Consider the following 16,609-nt stretch of genomic DNA (forward strand, 5'->3'; position numbering starts at 1 on the left):
AGCTTGCGGACAGGGTCGAGGCGGCATAGGATATCAACCGTATTCCAGATTCTGGGACGCCGGGCCGACTCGCTTCGGATCGGGCACTACACCAACTTTCTCGACACTACCAATCAACCGCATGGATTGTAAAGATGGCAAGACTGGCCTGCCGCAGAACGCTCGCACCACGGCTTCGGCCTAAACGTATACCCGGCAAGAATAAAGAACACCGGCATGTGAAAAAAGCCCAGACCACAAGCGGTCCGGGCTCAATAAACGATGGTGCTCCATGGCGGATTCGAACCGTCGACCTTGGGATTAGAAGTCCCCTGCTCTATCCAACTGAGCTAATGGAGCAAATAACCGCACGCTCAACCAAATAAATCAGCCAAGCGGCTGTAATTATAACCTAGTTGAACTGCTCGCGGTACGCCTTGCAGACCTCATCAACCGGGCCGTCCATGCGAAGGTCACCCTTCTCAATCCAAACGGCACGCTGGCAGATGCGCTCAACCTGCTCCATGGAGTGCGAAACGAACAGAACTGTCACGTCGCCGCTCTGGATAAAGTGCTGAATGCGGTTCTCGCACTTCTGCTGGAAGAACACATCACCGACGGACAGCGTCTCGTCAACGATCAGGATATCGGGCTCGGTGATCGTCGCGATTGCAAAGGCGATACGCGCCACCATGCCCGAGGAGAAGTTCTTAAGCGGCATATCAACAAAGTTCTGCAACTCGGCAAACTCGATAATGCCATCAAAATTAGCATCGATGAATTCCTTGGTATAGCCGAGCAAGGCGCCGTTCAGATAGATGTTCTCGCGGGCCGTCAACTCAGGATCAAAGCCGGCACCAAGCTCAATCAACGGTGCAATATTGCCGTGTACCTTAACGCTGCCCTCACTGGGCTCGAGCACGCCGGCGATAATCTTGAGCATCGTGGATTTGCCGGAGCCGTTGGTGCCGACCAGACCCACAACCTCGCCACGGTGAATATCAAACGAGATATGCTTAAGCGCCCGAAACTCCTCAAAAAACAACTCGTGCTTGGCAAGCTTAATGAAGTACTCCTTGAGGTTGGTCAGCGACTCGGACGCCATGTTAAAGATCATGGTGACGTCGTCGACCTCGACAGCCAGAGGCTGCTCGCTGTAATCAACAACAGATTCAGTCATCACAGCACTCCTTAGATGTAGAGGATAAATTTGCGCTCGGACTTATGGAACACGGTGTAGCCAATAACAAGCGCAAGGACCGCCCATGCGACGCACATACCAAACGTCATAAGCGAGGGCGTAGTCTGGAACAGGAAGATATCACGCATAAACTGCAGATAGTTGTACATGGGGTTCGCGTAAACCAAAATACGAACAAGATAAGGCATCTGAACGATAAAGTCGGTAGTCCAGAAGATGGGCGTAATGTAGGTCCATGCCGTGATGACGACGCTCCACAGATGCATAACATCGCGGAAAAAGACCGTAAGGGCTGAGAGCATCATGCCCAGACCCATGCAGAAGCACATAAGCAGCAGCAGGCAAACCGGCAACAGAATAAGGTGCCAAGAAGGCATAACACGGAACCACAGCATAACAATAGCTACGGCGACCAGCGAGAAGCCAAAGTTCACGAGTGAGAAAAGTACCTTCTGCACCGGAAAAACCCAACGGTGCACTTTAACCTTCTTGAGCAGCGGAGCCGCACCTACAATGGACGTCAGCGCCTGATTCGTGGACTCGGACATCACGGCAAAGGTAACGTTACCCACAATCAAATACAGCGGGTACATCTCGGGCGTAATCGAACCATTGCGGCCCTGGGCAAAAATCGTCGAGAACACGATGGCCATGACGATCATCATCAGCAACGGGTTGAGCACCGACCATGCGACGCCCAGAACGCTACGGCGATACTTGATCTTAAAATCCTTGGTAACCAGCTGACGAAGGATAAACGCATCCTTCTCAAATTCATTCTTAGCAAACGTCGCAGGCAGACTGCGAGTTTCTTGTTGCTTTGTCTGATCCGACACGGATGCAACTCCCTTACTCGTAATCGTTGACAAATGAACAGTATAGACCCGACGGCCATGCAAAAGATTCGCGCAGCAAAACTGGAGAACTAACCCACATCTAAGGATGTCAGACGCAAAAGGCTATACTTTCTAGGATTGAATGTATAAGGAGCATTGAGTGAATTCTGAATCCATCGCCGTCATCATCCCTTGCTACAACGAAGCGCTCACGATCGGTAAGGTCATCGACGACTTTCACCGCGAGCTTCCGCAGGCGACGGTCTATGTTTATGACAACAACTCGTCGGACGATACCTCACGCATCGCCACCGAGCACGGCGCCACGGTCCGCTTTGAGCCCCGTCAGGGAAAGGGCAACGTGTGCCGTCAGATGTTTCGCGATATCGATGCCGATTGTTACCTGATGGTCGACGGGGACGACACCTACCCCGCCGAGGCGGCTAAGGCCCTCTGCGAGCCCATCCTTAACGGCACGGCCGACATGACCGTAGGCGACCGCCTTTCCAACGGCACCTATGCCGAGGAAAACAAGCGCGCCTTCCATGGTTTTGGCAACAACCTAGTTCGCGCCATGATCAAGTGGATCTATGGTTACAGCTTCGATGACGTCATGACGGGCTATCGCGCAATGAGCCGCCCGTTCGTTAAAACCTTCCCTGTGCTTTCCGAGGGCTTCCAAATCGAAACCGAACTCTCGATCCACGCCGTCGACCACCGCTGGCGCATCAAAGATGTGCCCATCGAGTACCGCGATCGTCCCGAGGGTTCCGAGTCCAAGCTCAATACCGTGAGCGACGGCATTAAAGTCGTTGCGATGATCGGCACGCTGTTCAAGGACTACCGCCCGCTGAAGTTCTTTAGCCTGGTTGCGCTTCTATTCGCGATTATCGGCCTGGCTTTGGGCATTCCTATCATTGTTGAGTACTTTCAGACCGGCCTGGTCCCGCGCTTCCCCACCGCCATACTCGCCGCCTCGTTTATGTTCCTGTGCGGCCTGAGCCTTGCGACCGGATTCATCCTGGATTCTGTAGCAAAGGTCGAAAAAAAGCAGTGGGAGGTCAACGTGTACAGCAAATACGCCTACGACGACCAGCCCGGCAGGTCCGCAACCACGCCAAGCGAGAGGTAGATCTTCCGCAGAATACTATTGGCACCACTGCGCAGATAGCCACCAACAAGAAAAGCCGCCGTTAACAAGCGGCGGCTTTTGCTCTCGCAGATTAAATAGAGACTAGAGCGTCTTGAGGTACTCCCCCAGCTCCTCCTCCCAGTCGGGCATACGGAAGCCGACCGACTCGAGCTTGGACAGGTCGAGCGCGGAGTGGACCGGGCGCGGTGCGACGGGGCCCTCGGCGCCGGCGTAGTAGTCGTCGGTCGAAACCGGCACGACCCTGTCGCCGTTGCCGTTGGCGGCCTCGAAGACGGCGCGGGCGATGTCGGCCCAGGACTTGACGGCGCCGGAGCCGGTGCAGTTATAGGTGCCGTAGGGGGCGTGCGAGCCCAGCACGTGGAAGATGGCCTCGGCCATGTCGCGCGTGAAGGTCAGGCGTCCCAGCTGGTCGTCCACGACCGTGACCTGCGTGAGCCCGTCCTCGGGGTCGGCGACGCGGTCGGAGAGGCCCTTCATGGTCTTGACGAAGTTGTGGCCCTCGCCGATGACCCAGGAGCTGCGCATGATGTAGTGGCGCGGGCACCCCGCCACGGCGATGTCGCCGGCGGCCTTGGTCTGGCCGTAGACGGACAGCGGACTGAGGGGCTCCCCCTCGGTATGGACCTCGGCCGTGCCGTCGAAGACGTAGTCGGAGGAGACGTGGACGAGCGTGACCCCGTGCCCGGCGCAGGTGCGGGCGAGCAGCGCCGGCCCCGTCGCGTTCGCCTTCCAGGCGGTCACGCGGCCCTCGGGAGTCTCGGCCCTGTCGACCGCCGTGTAGGCGCCGCAGTTGATCACGGTGCCGTAGAGCGACCAGTCGTACTGCGCGTAGGCGTCCGGGTCGGACATGTCGAAGGTGTCGATGTCGCAGAAGTCGAAGTCCCTGGCGACGCCGCGCTCCTCGGCCAGCGCGCGGACCGCACGGCCCAGCTGGCCGTTGCAGCCGGTGACGAGGGTGCGCTTGGGCGCCATGGGGACGACGTCCTTGAGGTACGGGTGGTTGAGGTCCGCCTCGGAGACGGTGGCCTGGTCCAGCGGAATCGGCCACTGGATGTCGAGCTCGGGGTCGGCGAGGTTCACGAAGGTGTAGGTCTTCTTGAGCTCCAGCGACCAGTGGGCGTCCACCAGGTAGGTGTAGGCGGTGCCGTCCTCCAGCGCCTGGAAGGAGTTGCCCACGCCGCGCGGGACGTAGATGGCCCTGCTCGGGTCCAGGGTGCAGGTGAACACCTTCCCGTAGGTGGCGCTGCCCTCACGAAGGTCCACCCAGGCGCCGAAGACCGAGCCGCGGGCGACGGAGATGAACTTGTCCCAGGGCTCGGCGTGGATGCCGCGGGTGACGCCGCGGCTGTCGTTGTAGGAGATATTGTTCTGGACGACCCTGAGGTCCGGGATGCCCAGAGCGGTCATCTTGGCGCGCTGCCAGTTCTCCTTGAACCAGCCGCGGTTGTCTCCGTGGACGGAGAGCTCCACCACCTTGAGCCCGGGGATGCCGGTCTCCGTGACGGTGAGCTGCTTCTCGAAGTCGAATTCTGCCATGAGGTCCGTTCCTTTCCAAAGTCCCGGCCCGTGCGCGGCGCGCTCCCCCGGGATCATCCCCATGTCCGTAAGGAAGCGCGCCGCGCACGGGCCGAGAAGACGTCTCGCGTGCACGGGCGCCGTCGCGATCAGTTCGCGACGGCGCCCTCGATTAGTGGTAACTTACTGCCCCTGGGCCTTGTAGCGGGCCTCGGTAGCGGCCTTGACGGGCTCCCACCAGGCGCGGTTCTCGGTGTACCAGGCGATGGTCTGGTCCAGGCCCTCGGAGAAGTCCGTATGCCTGGGCTCCCAGCCCAGCTCGCGGCGGAGCTTGGTGGAGTCGATGGCGTAGCGGCGGTCGTGGCCGGGTCGGTCGCGCACCCAGTCGAAATCGTCCTCAGCCTTGCCCATGCGCGTAAGTATCGCGCGCAGCACGTCGATGTTGGACTTCTCGCCGTCGGCTCCGATGAGGTAGGTCTCCCCCATCTCGCCCTTTGTGAGGATGGTCCACACGGCGCTCGAGTGGTCATCGGTGTGGATCCAGTCGCGCACGTTGCGGCCGTCGCCGTAGAGCTTGGGGCGCGCGCCGTCCAGGATGTTGGTGATCTGGCGCGGGATGAACTTCTCCACGTGCTGGTAGGGACCGTAGTTGTTGGAGCAGTTGGAGATGGTGGCCCTCACGCCGAAGGTGCGGTGCCAGGCGCGCACCAGGTGGTCGGAGGCCGCCTTGGTGGAGCTGTAGGGGGAGCTGGGGCGGTACGGGGTCTCCTCGGTGAAGCGCGCCGGGTCGTCCAGCGCGAGGTCGCCGTAGACCTCGTCGGTGGAGACGTGGTGGTAGCGCACGCCGAACTTGCGCGCGGCCTGCAGCAGGGCGAACGTGCCCTCCACGTTGGTGCGCAGGAACGGCGTGGGGTCGTCGATGGAGTTGTCGTTGTGGCTCTCGGCCGCGTAGTGCACGATCGCGTCGTGGCCGGGCACGAGCTCGTCGAGCAGGGCGCTGTCGCAGATATCGCCCACCACGAGCTCAACGCGGTCGGCGGGCAGGCCCGCGATGTTCTCGCGGTTGCCGGCGTAGGTCAGCTTGTCGAGCACCGTGACGTGGACCTCCGGGTGGTTGTTCACCACGTAGTGCACGAAGTTGGACCCGATGAAGCCGCAGCCGCCGGTGACGATGATGTTCTTGGGTTCGAAGTTCTCGGACAAGGTGGTACTCCCCTATTCCTGGTGTTCCTAGTAGTCGATGTTCCTGGAGTTGATGGCGCCGGCGGCGACCTGCTTCAGGTGCCCGCCGTAGACGGACTTGCCGTAGGCCTCGGCGGCCGCCTCGAGGGCGGGCGTGTCGATCCAGCCGTTCTCCCAGGCGATCTCCTCGGGCACGGACACGGGCAGGTCCTGGGCGCGCTCCACCGAGCGCACGAACTCGGAGGCCTCGTAGAGGGACTCCATGGTGCCGGTGTCCAGCCAGGCGTAGCCGCGGCCGAGGGTCACCACGGAGAGTGACCCGTCGTCCAGGTACATCTGGTTGAGGGTGGTGATCTCCAGCTCGCCGCGGGCACTCGGCTCCACCTTCTTGGCCATCTCGGTCACGCGGCCGTCGTAGAAGTACAGGCCCGTGACGGCGTAGGAGCTCTTGGGGTGGGCGGGCTTCTCCTCGATGGAGACGGCGTTGAAATCCTTATCGAACTCCACGACGCCGAAGCGCTCGGGGTCGTCCACGTGGTAGCCGAAGACGGTGGCGCCGCCCTCGCGCTCGGCGGCCTCGACGGCGCGCTTGAGGTGGCGCGACAGGCCGTTGCCGTAGAAGATGTTGTCGCCCAGAACGAGCGCGCAGGGCTCGCCGGCGATGAACTCCTCGCCGATGATGAAGGCCTGCGCCAGGCCGTCCGGAGAGGGCTGCTCGGCGTAGGAGAGGTTCACGCCGAAGCGGGAGCCGTCGCCCAGCAGACGCTGGAAGTTGGGCAGGTCGGCAGGGGTGGAGATGACCAGGATGTCCCGGATGCCCGCCAGCATGAGGGTGGACAGCGGGTAGTAGATCATGGGCTTGTCGTAGACCGGCAGCAGCTGCTTGCTGGTGACGAGCGTGAGCGGGTACAAGCGCGTGCCGGACCCCCCGGCGAGGATGATGCCCTTCATAGGTTGGACCTCCAGAGTTGGGCGTTCACAGTTAAAACTAGTATACGCGAGGGTGGACCTAAACCGCGGAGTTGCACAAAAGAAGGACGAGGCAGCGCCGTACAACCTTGAACATAGCACCCATAAAAGATGCAGCTTCATGGATGGCACGAGACCGTATAAAGCCCAACGTCCACCAGGAGCTCAACTCGAGACTCCGCCGCACTTCGCCGCTGAACCTAAGTCGCTATAATAGGCACACTGAACACCGATTCGACCGGCGGCTCAAATCGCCATGCGAAAGGGACAACATGCCAAGCGTTCTCTTTACCTCAGCTACGATGAAGAACCTCGCAGGGACAGAAATCGCGACGTTAGAGCAGGCGACCTCCTTCCTCCAGCGCGGCTGGAGAGCATCGGTCTTCACGCTTGAAGCAGCCTCTCCCCTGAAGGATATATTCCCTCCCGAGATCACTATCTACGATGTCGATTCCATCTCCAGCGCCCCGCGGAACTTAGATCTCATCATCGCCCGCCAAAGGCCACTCCTTGACTACATCCTGTTCACGCAGCGTATTGAAGCGACCCATGTTTACTACGAGGCCGTGGGGTACAAGATGCCCATCGATGCACCTCCCGTGTACTACCGCGACCTTACCCTAACCGGAGTCGTAAGCGAACTGGCACGCACCAAGCTCTCCGAGCTGGGGTTCGATACATCACAATCATACTTATATCCAAATTCGGCGGGGAGCGAATACTTTGAGTATGTCAGGCAACCGACAGCATCGCTGAGAAACGTTGCAATCGTATCGAACCATACACCATCGGAAATCGACCGACTCCCCAGTCAGCTCGCCAGGCTGGGTATTTCTGCAGACATCTTCGGAATGCACCACACCTATACCCCAATTACCCCTGAGCTGCTCGCCCGGTACGACTTGATCGTCACCATCGGGAAGACGGCATTCAACGCGCTCGCCCTGGGCATCCCCGTGTTTCTGTACGATGAGAATGTCGCATGGGGCTATGTTACCGCAGCAAATATCGACTACACCTTCAAATGCAACTTCGCCCCAAAGGATTTGCCCACCCCTCCTCTCGACCCGAGTAATCTGCCAACCGCCATCATCGACGGATACGAGACTGCGGCTTCAAGCTCTCCCGCACTCAAGAAATACGCCGAGACCCATTTCCATCGCGATGCCCTTCTCGAGCAGTTCCTTGAACACATCGCAGAACTCCCCCCCATGGATTATGACGAGCTCCACAGGCGGTGGCCTACACTAGACTTCATCGCGCGAACCTATGTCGAGGAAACCTCCTTTTACAAGGCAGATATCCAGCGCTGGTATGAGAAGTCACTTGAATTGGGGAACCTCTACCAGAACGAAATGTCGAAGTACCTCGCCCTCGTAAAGGAGCACCAACGCTTGGAAAACGAACTCAGCGCGGTTCTCAACAGCAAAGGCTGGAGACTCCTAGAGTGCGCACGCCGCATCCTTCGCAGAAGCAAGCCCTAGACTCCGCAGGCGATCGACTCGCGCTCATGCGGTCTATGACCATGGACTGGGCGACGCCCTGGTGGAGACGCCGTCGGTGACCATCTCCGAGACCGTGGCGACCACGGCGCGGTCGACACGCGAACGGCGCTCAATCGGATACTCCGAGAAGTAGCTCCCCGCGCGCAGCTTCGGTATCCCGAGGTTGATAACGCCCACGCTGGTGACCGGTCTCGCACTCGCGGTAGCCGTTCCTCCAGTTGACGGCCTTGCAGGACTCGTCGGCCTAGGCGCCCACGATTTCGTTGACGAGCGACTCGACCATCACCCTGATTAGCTCTCGGTCATGTTGACCATGCCGTCGTCGAATCGCGGCTCAGGACCGCATCTGCCGTCATATCGCGTATTGTGTCCATATGCTGTTATCGCCTTTCTACGAATCATAACTTCAGCAATGAAGATTCTGGGCGATGGCCGCTTCCTGCTTCCTACAGCTCGGGAAGCGGTCCGTTACACCAACATTCGGCACGCGATCGATACAACGGTACCATCAGCGGTACAAGCCAACAACGGATTCGACAAGCGCCGACCAGTCGCGCGCAGCTACAGTCTTTCTGCCGCCCTCGGCGAGGGCGGCGCGCAGCCCAGCATCGGAAACAATGCGCTCAATTGCCATAGCGGCTGCATCGATGTCGCCTTGAGGATAGAGCAGGCAGTTGACAGCGTCCACCAGGTATTCTTCATTGCCGCCATTCGGACAGGCAATCACAAAACCACCCGTCGCCATCATCTCGAGCGGAGGGTACGAGAAGCTCTCAAGGATACTCGTCTTAAGCAGAATATGACAGGCGCGGTAAACATCGGCAACCTGGTCGTGCGGCACGGCGCCCACGTTCTTGTCGATATGGTAGAAAGGCTTCGTTGCCCCCGTGTAATTCATATACCAAATCTCGAACCGACTCTTATCGAGTTTATCAACGATGCGAAAACTCTCATCGACGTTCTTATATTCGGAGTTGCAATCCCCTTCGATAAGGATACGAATTTTACTAGAGGAGAAATCACGCTCAATCACCGGGAAAGCTGCGGCATCGATACCATTCGGCGCGAAGCGGCAATCTTGCCCGTAAGCATTCTTGAGCCAATGGCGGCACCACTCGGAGATGGTAAGGTATTCGACACCATACGGCTCCAAATAGGTGGAGTTCGCGACGGAACGGAGCGGATTGCCTACGGGCAGAAAGCCCGTCTCATGGTTCTGGACAAGGTAGAGGCGCCGGCGAATCCTCGGGTAGCGTTTTAAGAAGTCTAAGGTGTCCCAAAGCGTCGCAACGCCAACATCAATTGATGCAAGGAAGGGGCATTTCTCAATCATCCCAGATGGCACAACTCTGTTGAGGACAGGGAAGGTATGACCCAGGCGATCAAGCCACTCATACTCATCGTCCGTATTCGCGAACATTACATCGTAGCCGGCGTCCTGCAGCATTGCAGCATGGCGAATGATGACAAGAACACCACCGCTCGTTTTGAGCGACGGCATAACGAAGACTACGTTCTCGGTCTGCTCCCGGCGTATGATGTCTGCAATATTGGCCGCGTTACCGACAGTGGTGCATGCGCTCTTACAATGCTTGTACGCGGCTTCCGCAATGCAGAAGCGCTCATCCTTGGAGAGAACGAGACGCTCGAGCGCATCGTACCATTCATCAACGCTCTTACAGAGGATGCCGGTAACGCCGTCCTCGATCATCTCCTCGAATGCACCGACCCTGCTGGCAACAGTCGGCACCTTGACCAAAGCGGCCTCGACCCACTTATTCTCGGATTTTGCACGGTTGAAAAGGGTATCCTCAAGCGGGGCGATGTTGATGTCGCAAGACGCAATGTAGTTGGGGAGCCGACGCCACTCGCAGAAGGGCCTGACTACGATGCGCTCTCCGAAGCGGGCAAGCTCGCCCGCGGGATCAAGCTCGCCGAACAAGAGTAGAGTCACCTGGGGGTAGTTATCCATAAGCCTGACGATGGCAGGGAGAACCATCTCGAAGTCGGCATTGTGCGTGATACTACCGCTGAAGAACCCGATTCTCACCTCCCCAGTAGCTTCAACCGCCACACGGCGCGCGAGCGCGCGGCGATAAGCCTTGCGCTCTGAGCGCGCAACGGCATCGGGCTTCAGACCGGGAAGCACATCCCGGCGACGAAGAGCAATTTCTGAGTACGAAAGCATGAGCTCCGAAGCGGTGTTGCGGTTGATGTACACGCGCGGAACGAACTTCTTGAGCTCCGTCGCCAAGGCCTCCGTGGTGGTTATGGCACAGTCGCAGAGACGGAGCGTAGCACCCATACGGTCGACACCATCGTCGTAGCCAACCTTCTCATCTGCGGACATTGCCTTAACATACGGAATCTGATTGGTATACGCAGTATCAATGACCAGGTCATCAATATCGTAGATAACGCGCTTGTTAAGCTTCCGCGCCTCCCGAATGAAGCTCTCGATCTCATCGGTAATCGGGCACCGGAAGATAATAAAGGTGCGCGCATGACGAAGATGGTCGCGCTTGAGGTTCCATGCATCGACGATTGTGACAGACATTCCCGCAGCGCGGAGCTGCTCGGCTTGATGCTCGACACGGTATCGTATGGGATGGGGCACGCTTGGGTGACATCCGTTGATGAACATGACATCGACATAGGAATTGTCATGTTTCTCACGAGTGGCATCCAAACAGGTGAGTCGCTCCCGAACCTTGCCACCAACAATCCTTCGGGCTTTCGGCAGGACATTGACTAAGCCCTCTTCGGTAATTGTATAGGATAACCCCTCAATGAGGTTAGACAAGCGCGACATGGCAGCTCCTAAGCGACTGAATACGGAAGAAAGGCCATTATAACGCACATAATGTCAATGCCGAGCACCACGACCATACAAGCAGAAGCAACCGAAAGCACTCTACCCTTCGATAAGGGGTGTGCTGGTTTCACCAGACAGAGCATCGGCAGCAGCGCAAAGGGGAGATAATAGCGACCTTGTACACCCATAATAATGTCGGAACGGTTATCCGCCGTGAGGGTCCACCCACGCATCGTGAGCATAATGAGGGTGAACTCAACGAGGGAGATGGTGACGATCACCAGCTTGTCCGAAAAGACCAGGAATGGCTCTTCGGCATCGTCGTTATAGAACAGCACCGCGACCTGCACGAACATATAGAGGTAACAGGCAATGCGCCAAGGATTGATGTTGAGCGCTCCTAGGTTGAAGCCAGCGTACGACTCGAACCAAAACGTGCCCATCACCCAGACGGATTTGACGAAGATCTTGACAAACTCGAACGGCGTGCGTAGTAACTCGAACGCTTCGGGCATAAAAGAGCCGTGATAAAACGTGATAAGGAAGACTGCAGCCACCATGCACGCCCCCGCTATACCAGTGTACAGCACATATAGTCGCTTACCCGAAACCCTATGCCGCAGAAACAATATAAACAACAGGACAAGCGGGGCGTAAGCGAATTTGGAGAGCATCGATAGAAGCGTAAGGCCCCCGAGCAGGAAAACCTGCTGCCTGTTTTCGCACCCCGATTTCAGGCATCTCAGGAAATACGCTAAGAAAGCGAGATTAATGCCGATAACCAGGGAGTCGGCCGAAAGAGAGGAGGCTTGCTGAAGCAAGATGGGGTTGAGCAGGTAAACGATGGCGGGAGTCTTGCCGAAAGGAAGCGTACGGACAACCCAGTAACCGATGCCGGCAAACATCAAGCCATTCACAACGCGAGCAGCCAATAGGGTTACATACTCCGGTGCGCTGAGCAGCTGACCAAGCCCCATGACGATATACGGGACAAGGTAGAGATGGGGCAGATAACTCGACAGATTACGCGTGCAGAGATACACGTCATCCCAAGCGGAGGGGCTGTGCACGGCAGCATATGCAGCAGCGTAAGTACCGGGATAATCGGCGCTCGTTAGGGAGAATGCCTTGGGCACGAGATGTCCAGATGTTCCGCGCGCAAATAGGTTAACCGTCTGCGCGATATGCGCAGCCTCATCGGGCGCATGCGCGGGCAACAAGAACAGCGCAAAGGCGGTAACAGCGGGAATTGCGACGAGTGCAAAAACCGCTTCGCGCCGCTTGCCAACCCGACGGAACATGACGATAAAGAGCCCGAGTAGGATAGCCGCCAGCAGGACGAACAAGCAGACGAAAGCGGTCGAGCTCGCGAGGCCGGCCGCAAACCGGAGTGTCAGGGCAAACTCGGACACGACCAGAGCCAAAGATGCAAGTATATAGAGGACCATCTGCCTGAACGCATGGCTATTGTTCAAATCCACACTCACCCCAAATTCCAATTAAACCAACTCGCCTAATGCAATCAGCAACGATCTTGAACTTCCTTTTCCACAATGGCCAACCTCTGCGTTAAGTTCTTAATACAGGCCGCCTGCTTGGTCACAACAACACTCAGCATCAACGAAAAAGCGAGCAGCAGAAACAATCCGAGGAAATAGACGAAGTTAGTGGTCAGCACGAAGCCGAACAACTCGCCAATTGCACCAATGAAACCGGGGAAAATCGCTGCAATGAGGATCCCCACCGACAAGGACAGCCAGAAAAAGGAATAGCGTAAGGACAACTGGCCCTTGGATACGAGACGAATCACGTAGACGAAGAACACAACTGCAAAAATAGCGGCAAGGACCTGGGTAACAAACGTCATTTCAATCACCCCTCGTGACCGGTAAGGGAAACGATTAGGATCGCCATAGTCACCTTTATCATGTAGTAGATGCTAGATAGGCCTCCAATGGAGGATTTTCCTCCTTGACGCTCACGCATCTCCACAGGAACGTCCTTGACCTTGAGACCGCGCTTAAGACAAAGCGCAATAGACTCAGGCTCCGGATAGTCAGTCGGATACGACTCGGCAAACAGGGCGATCGCCTTGCGACCGCATGCGCGAAAACCAGACGTAGCATCGGTCACCGTGGCGCCCGTAAGTACCTTCAAGAGTTTCTCGAACCAGGTAATACCCACTCGGCGAAGCCACGTCGACTGAAAACCTCCATTGACCTCCAAGAAACGCGACCCGATTGCCAGGTCGGCACCGGACTCAATCTCGGCAACGAGTTTCGAGATATATGATGGATCATGCTGGCCATCACCGTCCACCTGAATATCTATGTCGTAACCGTTGCGCTGGGCATACTTATGCCCGCACTGAACGGCACCGCCAATGCCTAGATTTTGAGCGAGGTCCAGAACATTTAACCCATTTTCGCGACAAACCGCGAGGGTGTTGTCCTTGGATCCGTCATTGACAACGACGTAGTCATAGTCGGCGGCAACGACGGCGTTGACGGTCGTGAGAATGGCATCCTGCTCGTTATATGCAGGAATTATTACGAGAACCTTGCTCACCTGGCCTCCTTCAGATCGTTACTGCTTTGGCTTTTGCCATAGAAGTGATTGATTGTCCGCGCGATCGGTTTAGGCCAAAACCTGCAAAGCATGGAAAGGTCTTCCATCGTCCTGGTGTCGTCCCTAATTAGAGCGGTGGTCTCAGACCCCTCATGGATTCGATGATGCATGAGCACCTTCGAATCATAATAAAAGTCGCCTCTCAAATTTGAATAACGTTCCCAAGCATCCCAATCCAAATCACACTTGAAGGCTTTCTCGAATGGGGCAGGCGGGAGCCTACTCATATTCAAGGTGACAGACGGGCAGCATATTGAGGAGCCCAGGGACAAAATGCGCCTGCGTAAAAAACGCGACCCGGAAAACCTTCCATCAGAAATGGGCGAAAGAAGCAGGCGCTTCACACTGAGAAGTCGACTTTCATCAACCTTCTTTCCATTACGAAGCTCCCCGTAATTTGTGAAATAGAGCAGGAGACTCTCAGACTCATTCGCTGCCTTCAGCAGTCTTTCAGCATACTCGGGCTCGTAAGTATCGTCTTGGTGAGCTAACGTAACCAAGGGAGTGCCCGCACAACTTGCTGCATAATTCCAATCGTCAGCAATGCCAGGATCCCCATCCCTTACATAAAGTGGCACAGAATAACGCTCCGCAAGGCTACGAGTTTCCTCGCAAGGGGTAGACGTGGCAATAATTACGCGAGTCTTTACCGTCTGGAGCAGAAGCGACTTGAGACATTCCTCTAGAAACATACTTTCCCTATATGCGCAGAGCGCAAATGAGTGATCAGTTGTTTGAAAACGCATATTTACTCCCCAAAACGACTCCAAAACGCGCCGGGCGAAACGATGGAAACGCCATTTACTAGCGCGAAAACAAAGCGCAGGCAGCCTTACTCGTAACGATTGAACAAGAAGGATATCCGAAGAGCGAGTTCACCACCGAACGTGCTGCGCATTCGACGTGGTACAAAAGCTCTCCTAATTCTCTTAAAGGGAACAGCATCCGATGTAAAGAACTGAAGGGTTCTAACGTCTTGAACGGAAAGCCGGGACCCAAAACGTTCCAAAAACTCAACTAGACAACAATAATCCTTATGAGCCTCATCACCAAGAAGCTCATCAAATAGAAACACCCTGATCGACGATAACAGGCACGAATCGCCGGACGTTACGGCGGCAGCATGCCTAACATGATGAGCTGTAACCGCGTCATCAAGGAGAAGGACGCCCATTGAGGCCGCACAACGGATGATGTATCTATCATGCATTTCCATCGTCTCGGAGAACGGTAGGATGAACTCTCTGCGAGCAGCGTCATTTATCACAATCGAAAATCCCTGACGGATTGTATAAAAAAGAGACCGATCAAACGTCATCTTACTTGGAAGAGGAGCGCAATCCCGAACAAAGGAGCGATCAGCGTCAAGATAATCGAATGAACCGCAATAAACTAAAGGATCTGAAGCGGCGCTATCATCTAGGAACGAAACCGCCCTAGAAAGCTTGTTCGGTTCCCAAATATCATCTTGATCGCAAAAGGCATAAAAACTATATCCATTTACCAGTTTTAAAAGATGATAGAAACCTCTTGGTACTCCCAGATTTCCCAAGTCATCAACCACTCTTAGAATGCGCTTTTTCGACTGCCTAGTCTTTTCAACATAGTCATCAATAATAGAGGTAGTCGAATCACCCGACCCGTCATCGCGCACAAAAACATCAACAGGCAAATCTGTGTCCTGTTGAAGGATGCTATCAAGCTGATCCGGAAGATACCGCTCGCCATTATACGTCGGTAATACAATTGCGATTCTTTTTTCAATCATTCCAAGTAACACTCCTACGCAAGTAAGGTAAAAAGCCCTGATGCTAGAACAAGGCAAACGTACCCTATTTTCTTGCAGACGCTCTCAAAGACATCACAATGGGCACCATCGCCGTCATAATATAGTATCTGAGCATCGGAAATGGTCTGAGCGCCCAATTGAAGACAGCCCAAACCTGAAAATAGCGAACCCATCCTTCTTCCTGAGGGCTATTTCGCCAGGGAGTCTGCGCAAGGTTATCAAGGTAATCTTGTTTATACTTGCAGGTACAGCCCAATCGCCAGGGGCGATCCTCACCCATAAAGTGAACAATATGAGGGTTGAATATAGCGTCCTGATATCCCTCATAATCACAATACGCTGGCATCAGTTTTGACAACATCGAGAAAGGGTAGTACTCGTAATAATTTGCAACATTGTATGACGAAGAAATGGCGCCAACCTCGTCTTGCAGAACCAAATTAATTGCATCTTGGTCGTTAGCATACAAAAGGTCTTTTTGCGTTCGGCAACAAGTAATGAGGCGTTCCTCAACCCCTCTTTCTCGCCAACGCCGCAAATCAACCAACAAAACGCCGGCGTTATAATACGGCTTTCCAGAAAGCCCAAGTCTCTCTAAGCTTTTTTTGTTGCAAATTGGTTCCATGGAGGCCAAGATAGTGTTATCGCCCATGTCAGCATTCCACAGCTCAGACAGGGAGCGACGCACGATCGTATCCGCATCCAAATACACGATACGATTTACCGACTCCGGTAGATAGGAACCCATCAAAAGTCTCGATAGGACTATTTCATTCCAGCCCATAGTGCAAAACGATTGATCGACCCGAGACATGAACCCTCTGATATCAATGAAGGCAATTTGCGCACCCTTGCCTTCCGTAAAAGACAAGAGTTTTTTTTGGTTTGAATCCGACACGCCATTTGAGAACACATAAAAATATAGAGGCCCACAGTCTTTACATGATTCACAGACAGCATTAATGCCCGCAGCGAGTTGCGGAACATAATTATTATCAATCGTATAAAGAAGATTCAACGATATTCCCTTCGATCTT

Annotated in this window: 15 protein-coding genes and 1 tRNA gene; 2 read left to right on the plus strand and 14 right to left on the minus strand. The window is 55.6% G+C overall.

All coding sequences use genetic code 11. The features are described from left to right. Nucleotides 1-262: 262 nt before the first annotated feature. From ACTM82_RS06895 to ACTM82_RS06905, 3 genes are all read right to left on the minus strand, one after another. A tRNA-Arg gene (locus tag ACTM82_RS06895) sits at nucleotides 263-339 on the minus strand. Nucleotides 340-391: 52 nt separating this feature from the next. Then, the gene (locus ACTM82_RS06900; protein WP_441055597.1) at nucleotides 392-1,159 is read right to left on the minus strand and encodes an ABC transporter ATP-binding protein; all 768 of its coding nucleotides are present in this window, start codon (nucleotides 1,157-1,159) and stop codon (nucleotides 392-394) included. An 11-nt stretch (nucleotides 1,160-1,170) separates the two neighbouring features. Beyond that, nucleotides 1,171-2,016, minus strand: a complete 846-nt coding sequence (locus tag ACTM82_RS06905) for an ABC transporter permease (protein WP_441055595.1) — start codon at nucleotides 2,014-2,016, stop codon at nucleotides 1,171-1,173. Between the two features lie 160 nt (nucleotides 2,017-2,176). Here ACTM82_RS06905 and ACTM82_RS06910 point away from each other — a divergent pair, with 160 nt between their 5' ends. Continuing rightward, the gene (locus ACTM82_RS06910; RefSeq protein ID WP_427794416.1) at nucleotides 2,177-3,148 is read left to right on the plus strand and encodes a glycosyltransferase family 2 protein; all 972 of its coding nucleotides are present in this window, start codon (nucleotides 2,177-2,179) and stop codon (nucleotides 3,146-3,148) included. A 102-nt stretch (nucleotides 3,149-3,250) separates the two neighbouring features. Here ACTM82_RS06910 and ACTM82_RS06915 read toward each other — a convergent pair whose 3' ends face one another. The 3 genes from ACTM82_RS06915 to rfbA all read right to left on the minus strand — a co-directional run bounded on the left by ACTM82_RS06915 (nucleotide 3,251) and on the right by rfbA (nucleotide 6,817). After that, nucleotides 3,251-4,705, minus strand: a complete 1,455-nt coding sequence (locus tag ACTM82_RS06915; protein ID WP_441055593.1) for a sugar nucleotide-binding protein — start codon at nucleotides 4,703-4,705, stop codon at nucleotides 3,251-3,253. A gap of 162 nt (nucleotides 4,706-4,867) precedes the next feature. Beyond that, nucleotides 4,868-5,887, minus strand: a complete 1,020-nt coding sequence (rfbB, locus tag ACTM82_RS06920; RefSeq protein ID WP_441055591.1) for a dTDP-glucose 4,6-dehydratase — start codon at nucleotides 5,885-5,887, stop codon at nucleotides 4,868-4,870. A 27-nt stretch (nucleotides 5,888-5,914) separates the two neighbouring features. Continuing rightward, nucleotides 5,915-6,817, minus strand: coding sequence for a glucose-1-phosphate thymidylyltransferase RfbA (gene rfbA, locus ACTM82_RS06925; RefSeq protein WP_441055589.1), 903 nt, complete (start codon nucleotides 6,815-6,817; stop codon nucleotides 5,915-5,917). A 290-nt stretch (nucleotides 6,818-7,107) separates the two neighbouring features. Here rfbA and ACTM82_RS06930 point away from each other — a divergent pair, with 290 nt between their 5' ends. Next, entirely contained in the window at nucleotides 7,108-8,319 is a 1,212-nt protein-coding gene (locus ACTM82_RS06930; RefSeq protein WP_441055588.1) for a hypothetical protein, read from the plus strand. A gap of 33 nt (nucleotides 8,320-8,352) precedes the next feature. Here ACTM82_RS06930 and ACTM82_RS06935 read toward each other — a convergent pair whose 3' ends face one another. From ACTM82_RS06935 to ACTM82_RS06970, 8 genes are all read right to left on the minus strand, one after another. Continuing rightward, nucleotides 8,353-8,517: a transposase gene (locus ACTM82_RS06935; RefSeq protein WP_441055586.1), complete on the minus strand. Its 165-nt coding sequence runs from the start codon at nucleotides 8,515-8,517 to the stop codon at nucleotides 8,353-8,355. Between the two features lie 331 nt (nucleotides 8,518-8,848). Continuing rightward, nucleotides 8,849-11,152 (minus strand): glycosyltransferase, encoded by a 2,304-nt coding sequence (locus ACTM82_RS06940; RefSeq protein WP_441055584.1) that lies wholly within the window; start codon nucleotides 11,150-11,152, stop codon nucleotides 8,849-8,851. A gap of 8 nt (nucleotides 11,153-11,160) precedes the next feature. After that, nucleotides 11,161-12,654: a DUF2142 domain-containing protein gene (locus ACTM82_RS06945; protein WP_441088527.1), complete on the minus strand. Its 1,494-nt coding sequence runs from the start codon at nucleotides 12,652-12,654 to the stop codon at nucleotides 11,161-11,163. Nucleotides 12,655-12,677: 23 nt separating this feature from the next. Then, nucleotides 12,678-13,022 (minus strand): DUF2304 domain-containing protein, encoded by a 345-nt coding sequence (locus ACTM82_RS06950; protein ID WP_441055580.1) that lies wholly within the window; start codon nucleotides 13,020-13,022, stop codon nucleotides 12,678-12,680. 5 nt (nucleotides 13,023-13,027) lie between these two features. Continuing rightward, nucleotides 13,028-13,723, minus strand: a complete 696-nt coding sequence (locus ACTM82_RS06955; protein WP_441055578.1) for a glycosyltransferase family 2 protein — start codon at nucleotides 13,721-13,723, stop codon at nucleotides 13,028-13,030. Continuing rightward, the gene (locus tag ACTM82_RS06960; RefSeq protein WP_441055576.1) at nucleotides 13,720-14,529 is read right to left on the minus strand and encodes a glycosyltransferase family 2 protein; all 810 of its coding nucleotides are present in this window, start codon (nucleotides 14,527-14,529) and stop codon (nucleotides 13,720-13,722) included. The genes ACTM82_RS06955 and ACTM82_RS06960 overlap by 4 nt, the downstream gene beginning before the upstream one ends. Before the next feature lie 86 nt (nucleotides 14,530-14,615). After that, nucleotides 14,616-15,551, minus strand: a complete 936-nt coding sequence (locus ACTM82_RS06965) for a glycosyltransferase (protein ID WP_441055574.1) — start codon at nucleotides 15,549-15,551, stop codon at nucleotides 14,616-14,618. 64 nt (nucleotides 15,552-15,615) lie between these two features. Next, a complete protein-coding gene (locus ACTM82_RS06970) occupies nucleotides 15,616-16,590 on the minus strand; it encodes a glycosyltransferase family 8 protein (protein ID WP_441055572.1) in 975 nt (324 codons plus the stop codon). Between the last annotated feature and the right edge of the window lie 19 nt (nucleotides 16,591-16,609).

It is taken from the genome of Collinsella sp. HCP3S3_E5 (assembly GCF_052067635.1).
Classification (GTDB): Bacteria; Actinomycetota; Coriobacteriia; order Coriobacteriales; family Coriobacteriaceae; genus Collinsella.

Coding starts and splice junctions, on each gene's coding strand:
- rfbA (WP_441055589.1), bottom strand. CDS start 6,817: ATGAAGGGCATCATCCTCGCCGGGGGGTCCGGCACGCGCTTGTACCCG.
- ACTM82_RS06900 (WP_441055597.1), bottom strand. CDS start 1,159: ATGACTGAATCTGTTGTTGATTACAGCGAGCAGCCTCTGGCTGTCGAG.
- ACTM82_RS06930 (WP_441055588.1), top strand. CDS start 7,108: ATGCCAAGCGTTCTCTTTACCTCAGCTACGATGAAGAACCTCGCAGGG.
- ACTM82_RS06940 (WP_441055584.1), bottom strand. CDS start 11,152: ATGTCGCGCTTGTCTAACCTCATTGAGGGGTTATCCTATACAATTACC.
- ACTM82_RS06960 (WP_441055576.1), bottom strand. CDS start 14,529: ATGCGTTTTCAAACAACTGATCACTCATTTGCGCTCTGCGCATATAGG.
- ACTM82_RS06965 (WP_441055574.1), bottom strand. CDS start 15,551: ATGATTGAAAAAAGAATCGCAATTGTATTACCGACGTATAATGGCGAG.
- ACTM82_RS06915 (WP_441055593.1), bottom strand. CDS start 4,705: ATGGCAGAATTCGACTTCGAGAAGCAGCTCACCGTCACGGAGACCGGC.
- ACTM82_RS06950 (WP_441055580.1), bottom strand. CDS start 13,022: ATGACGTTTGTTACCCAGGTCCTTGCCGCTATTTTTGCAGTTGTGTTC.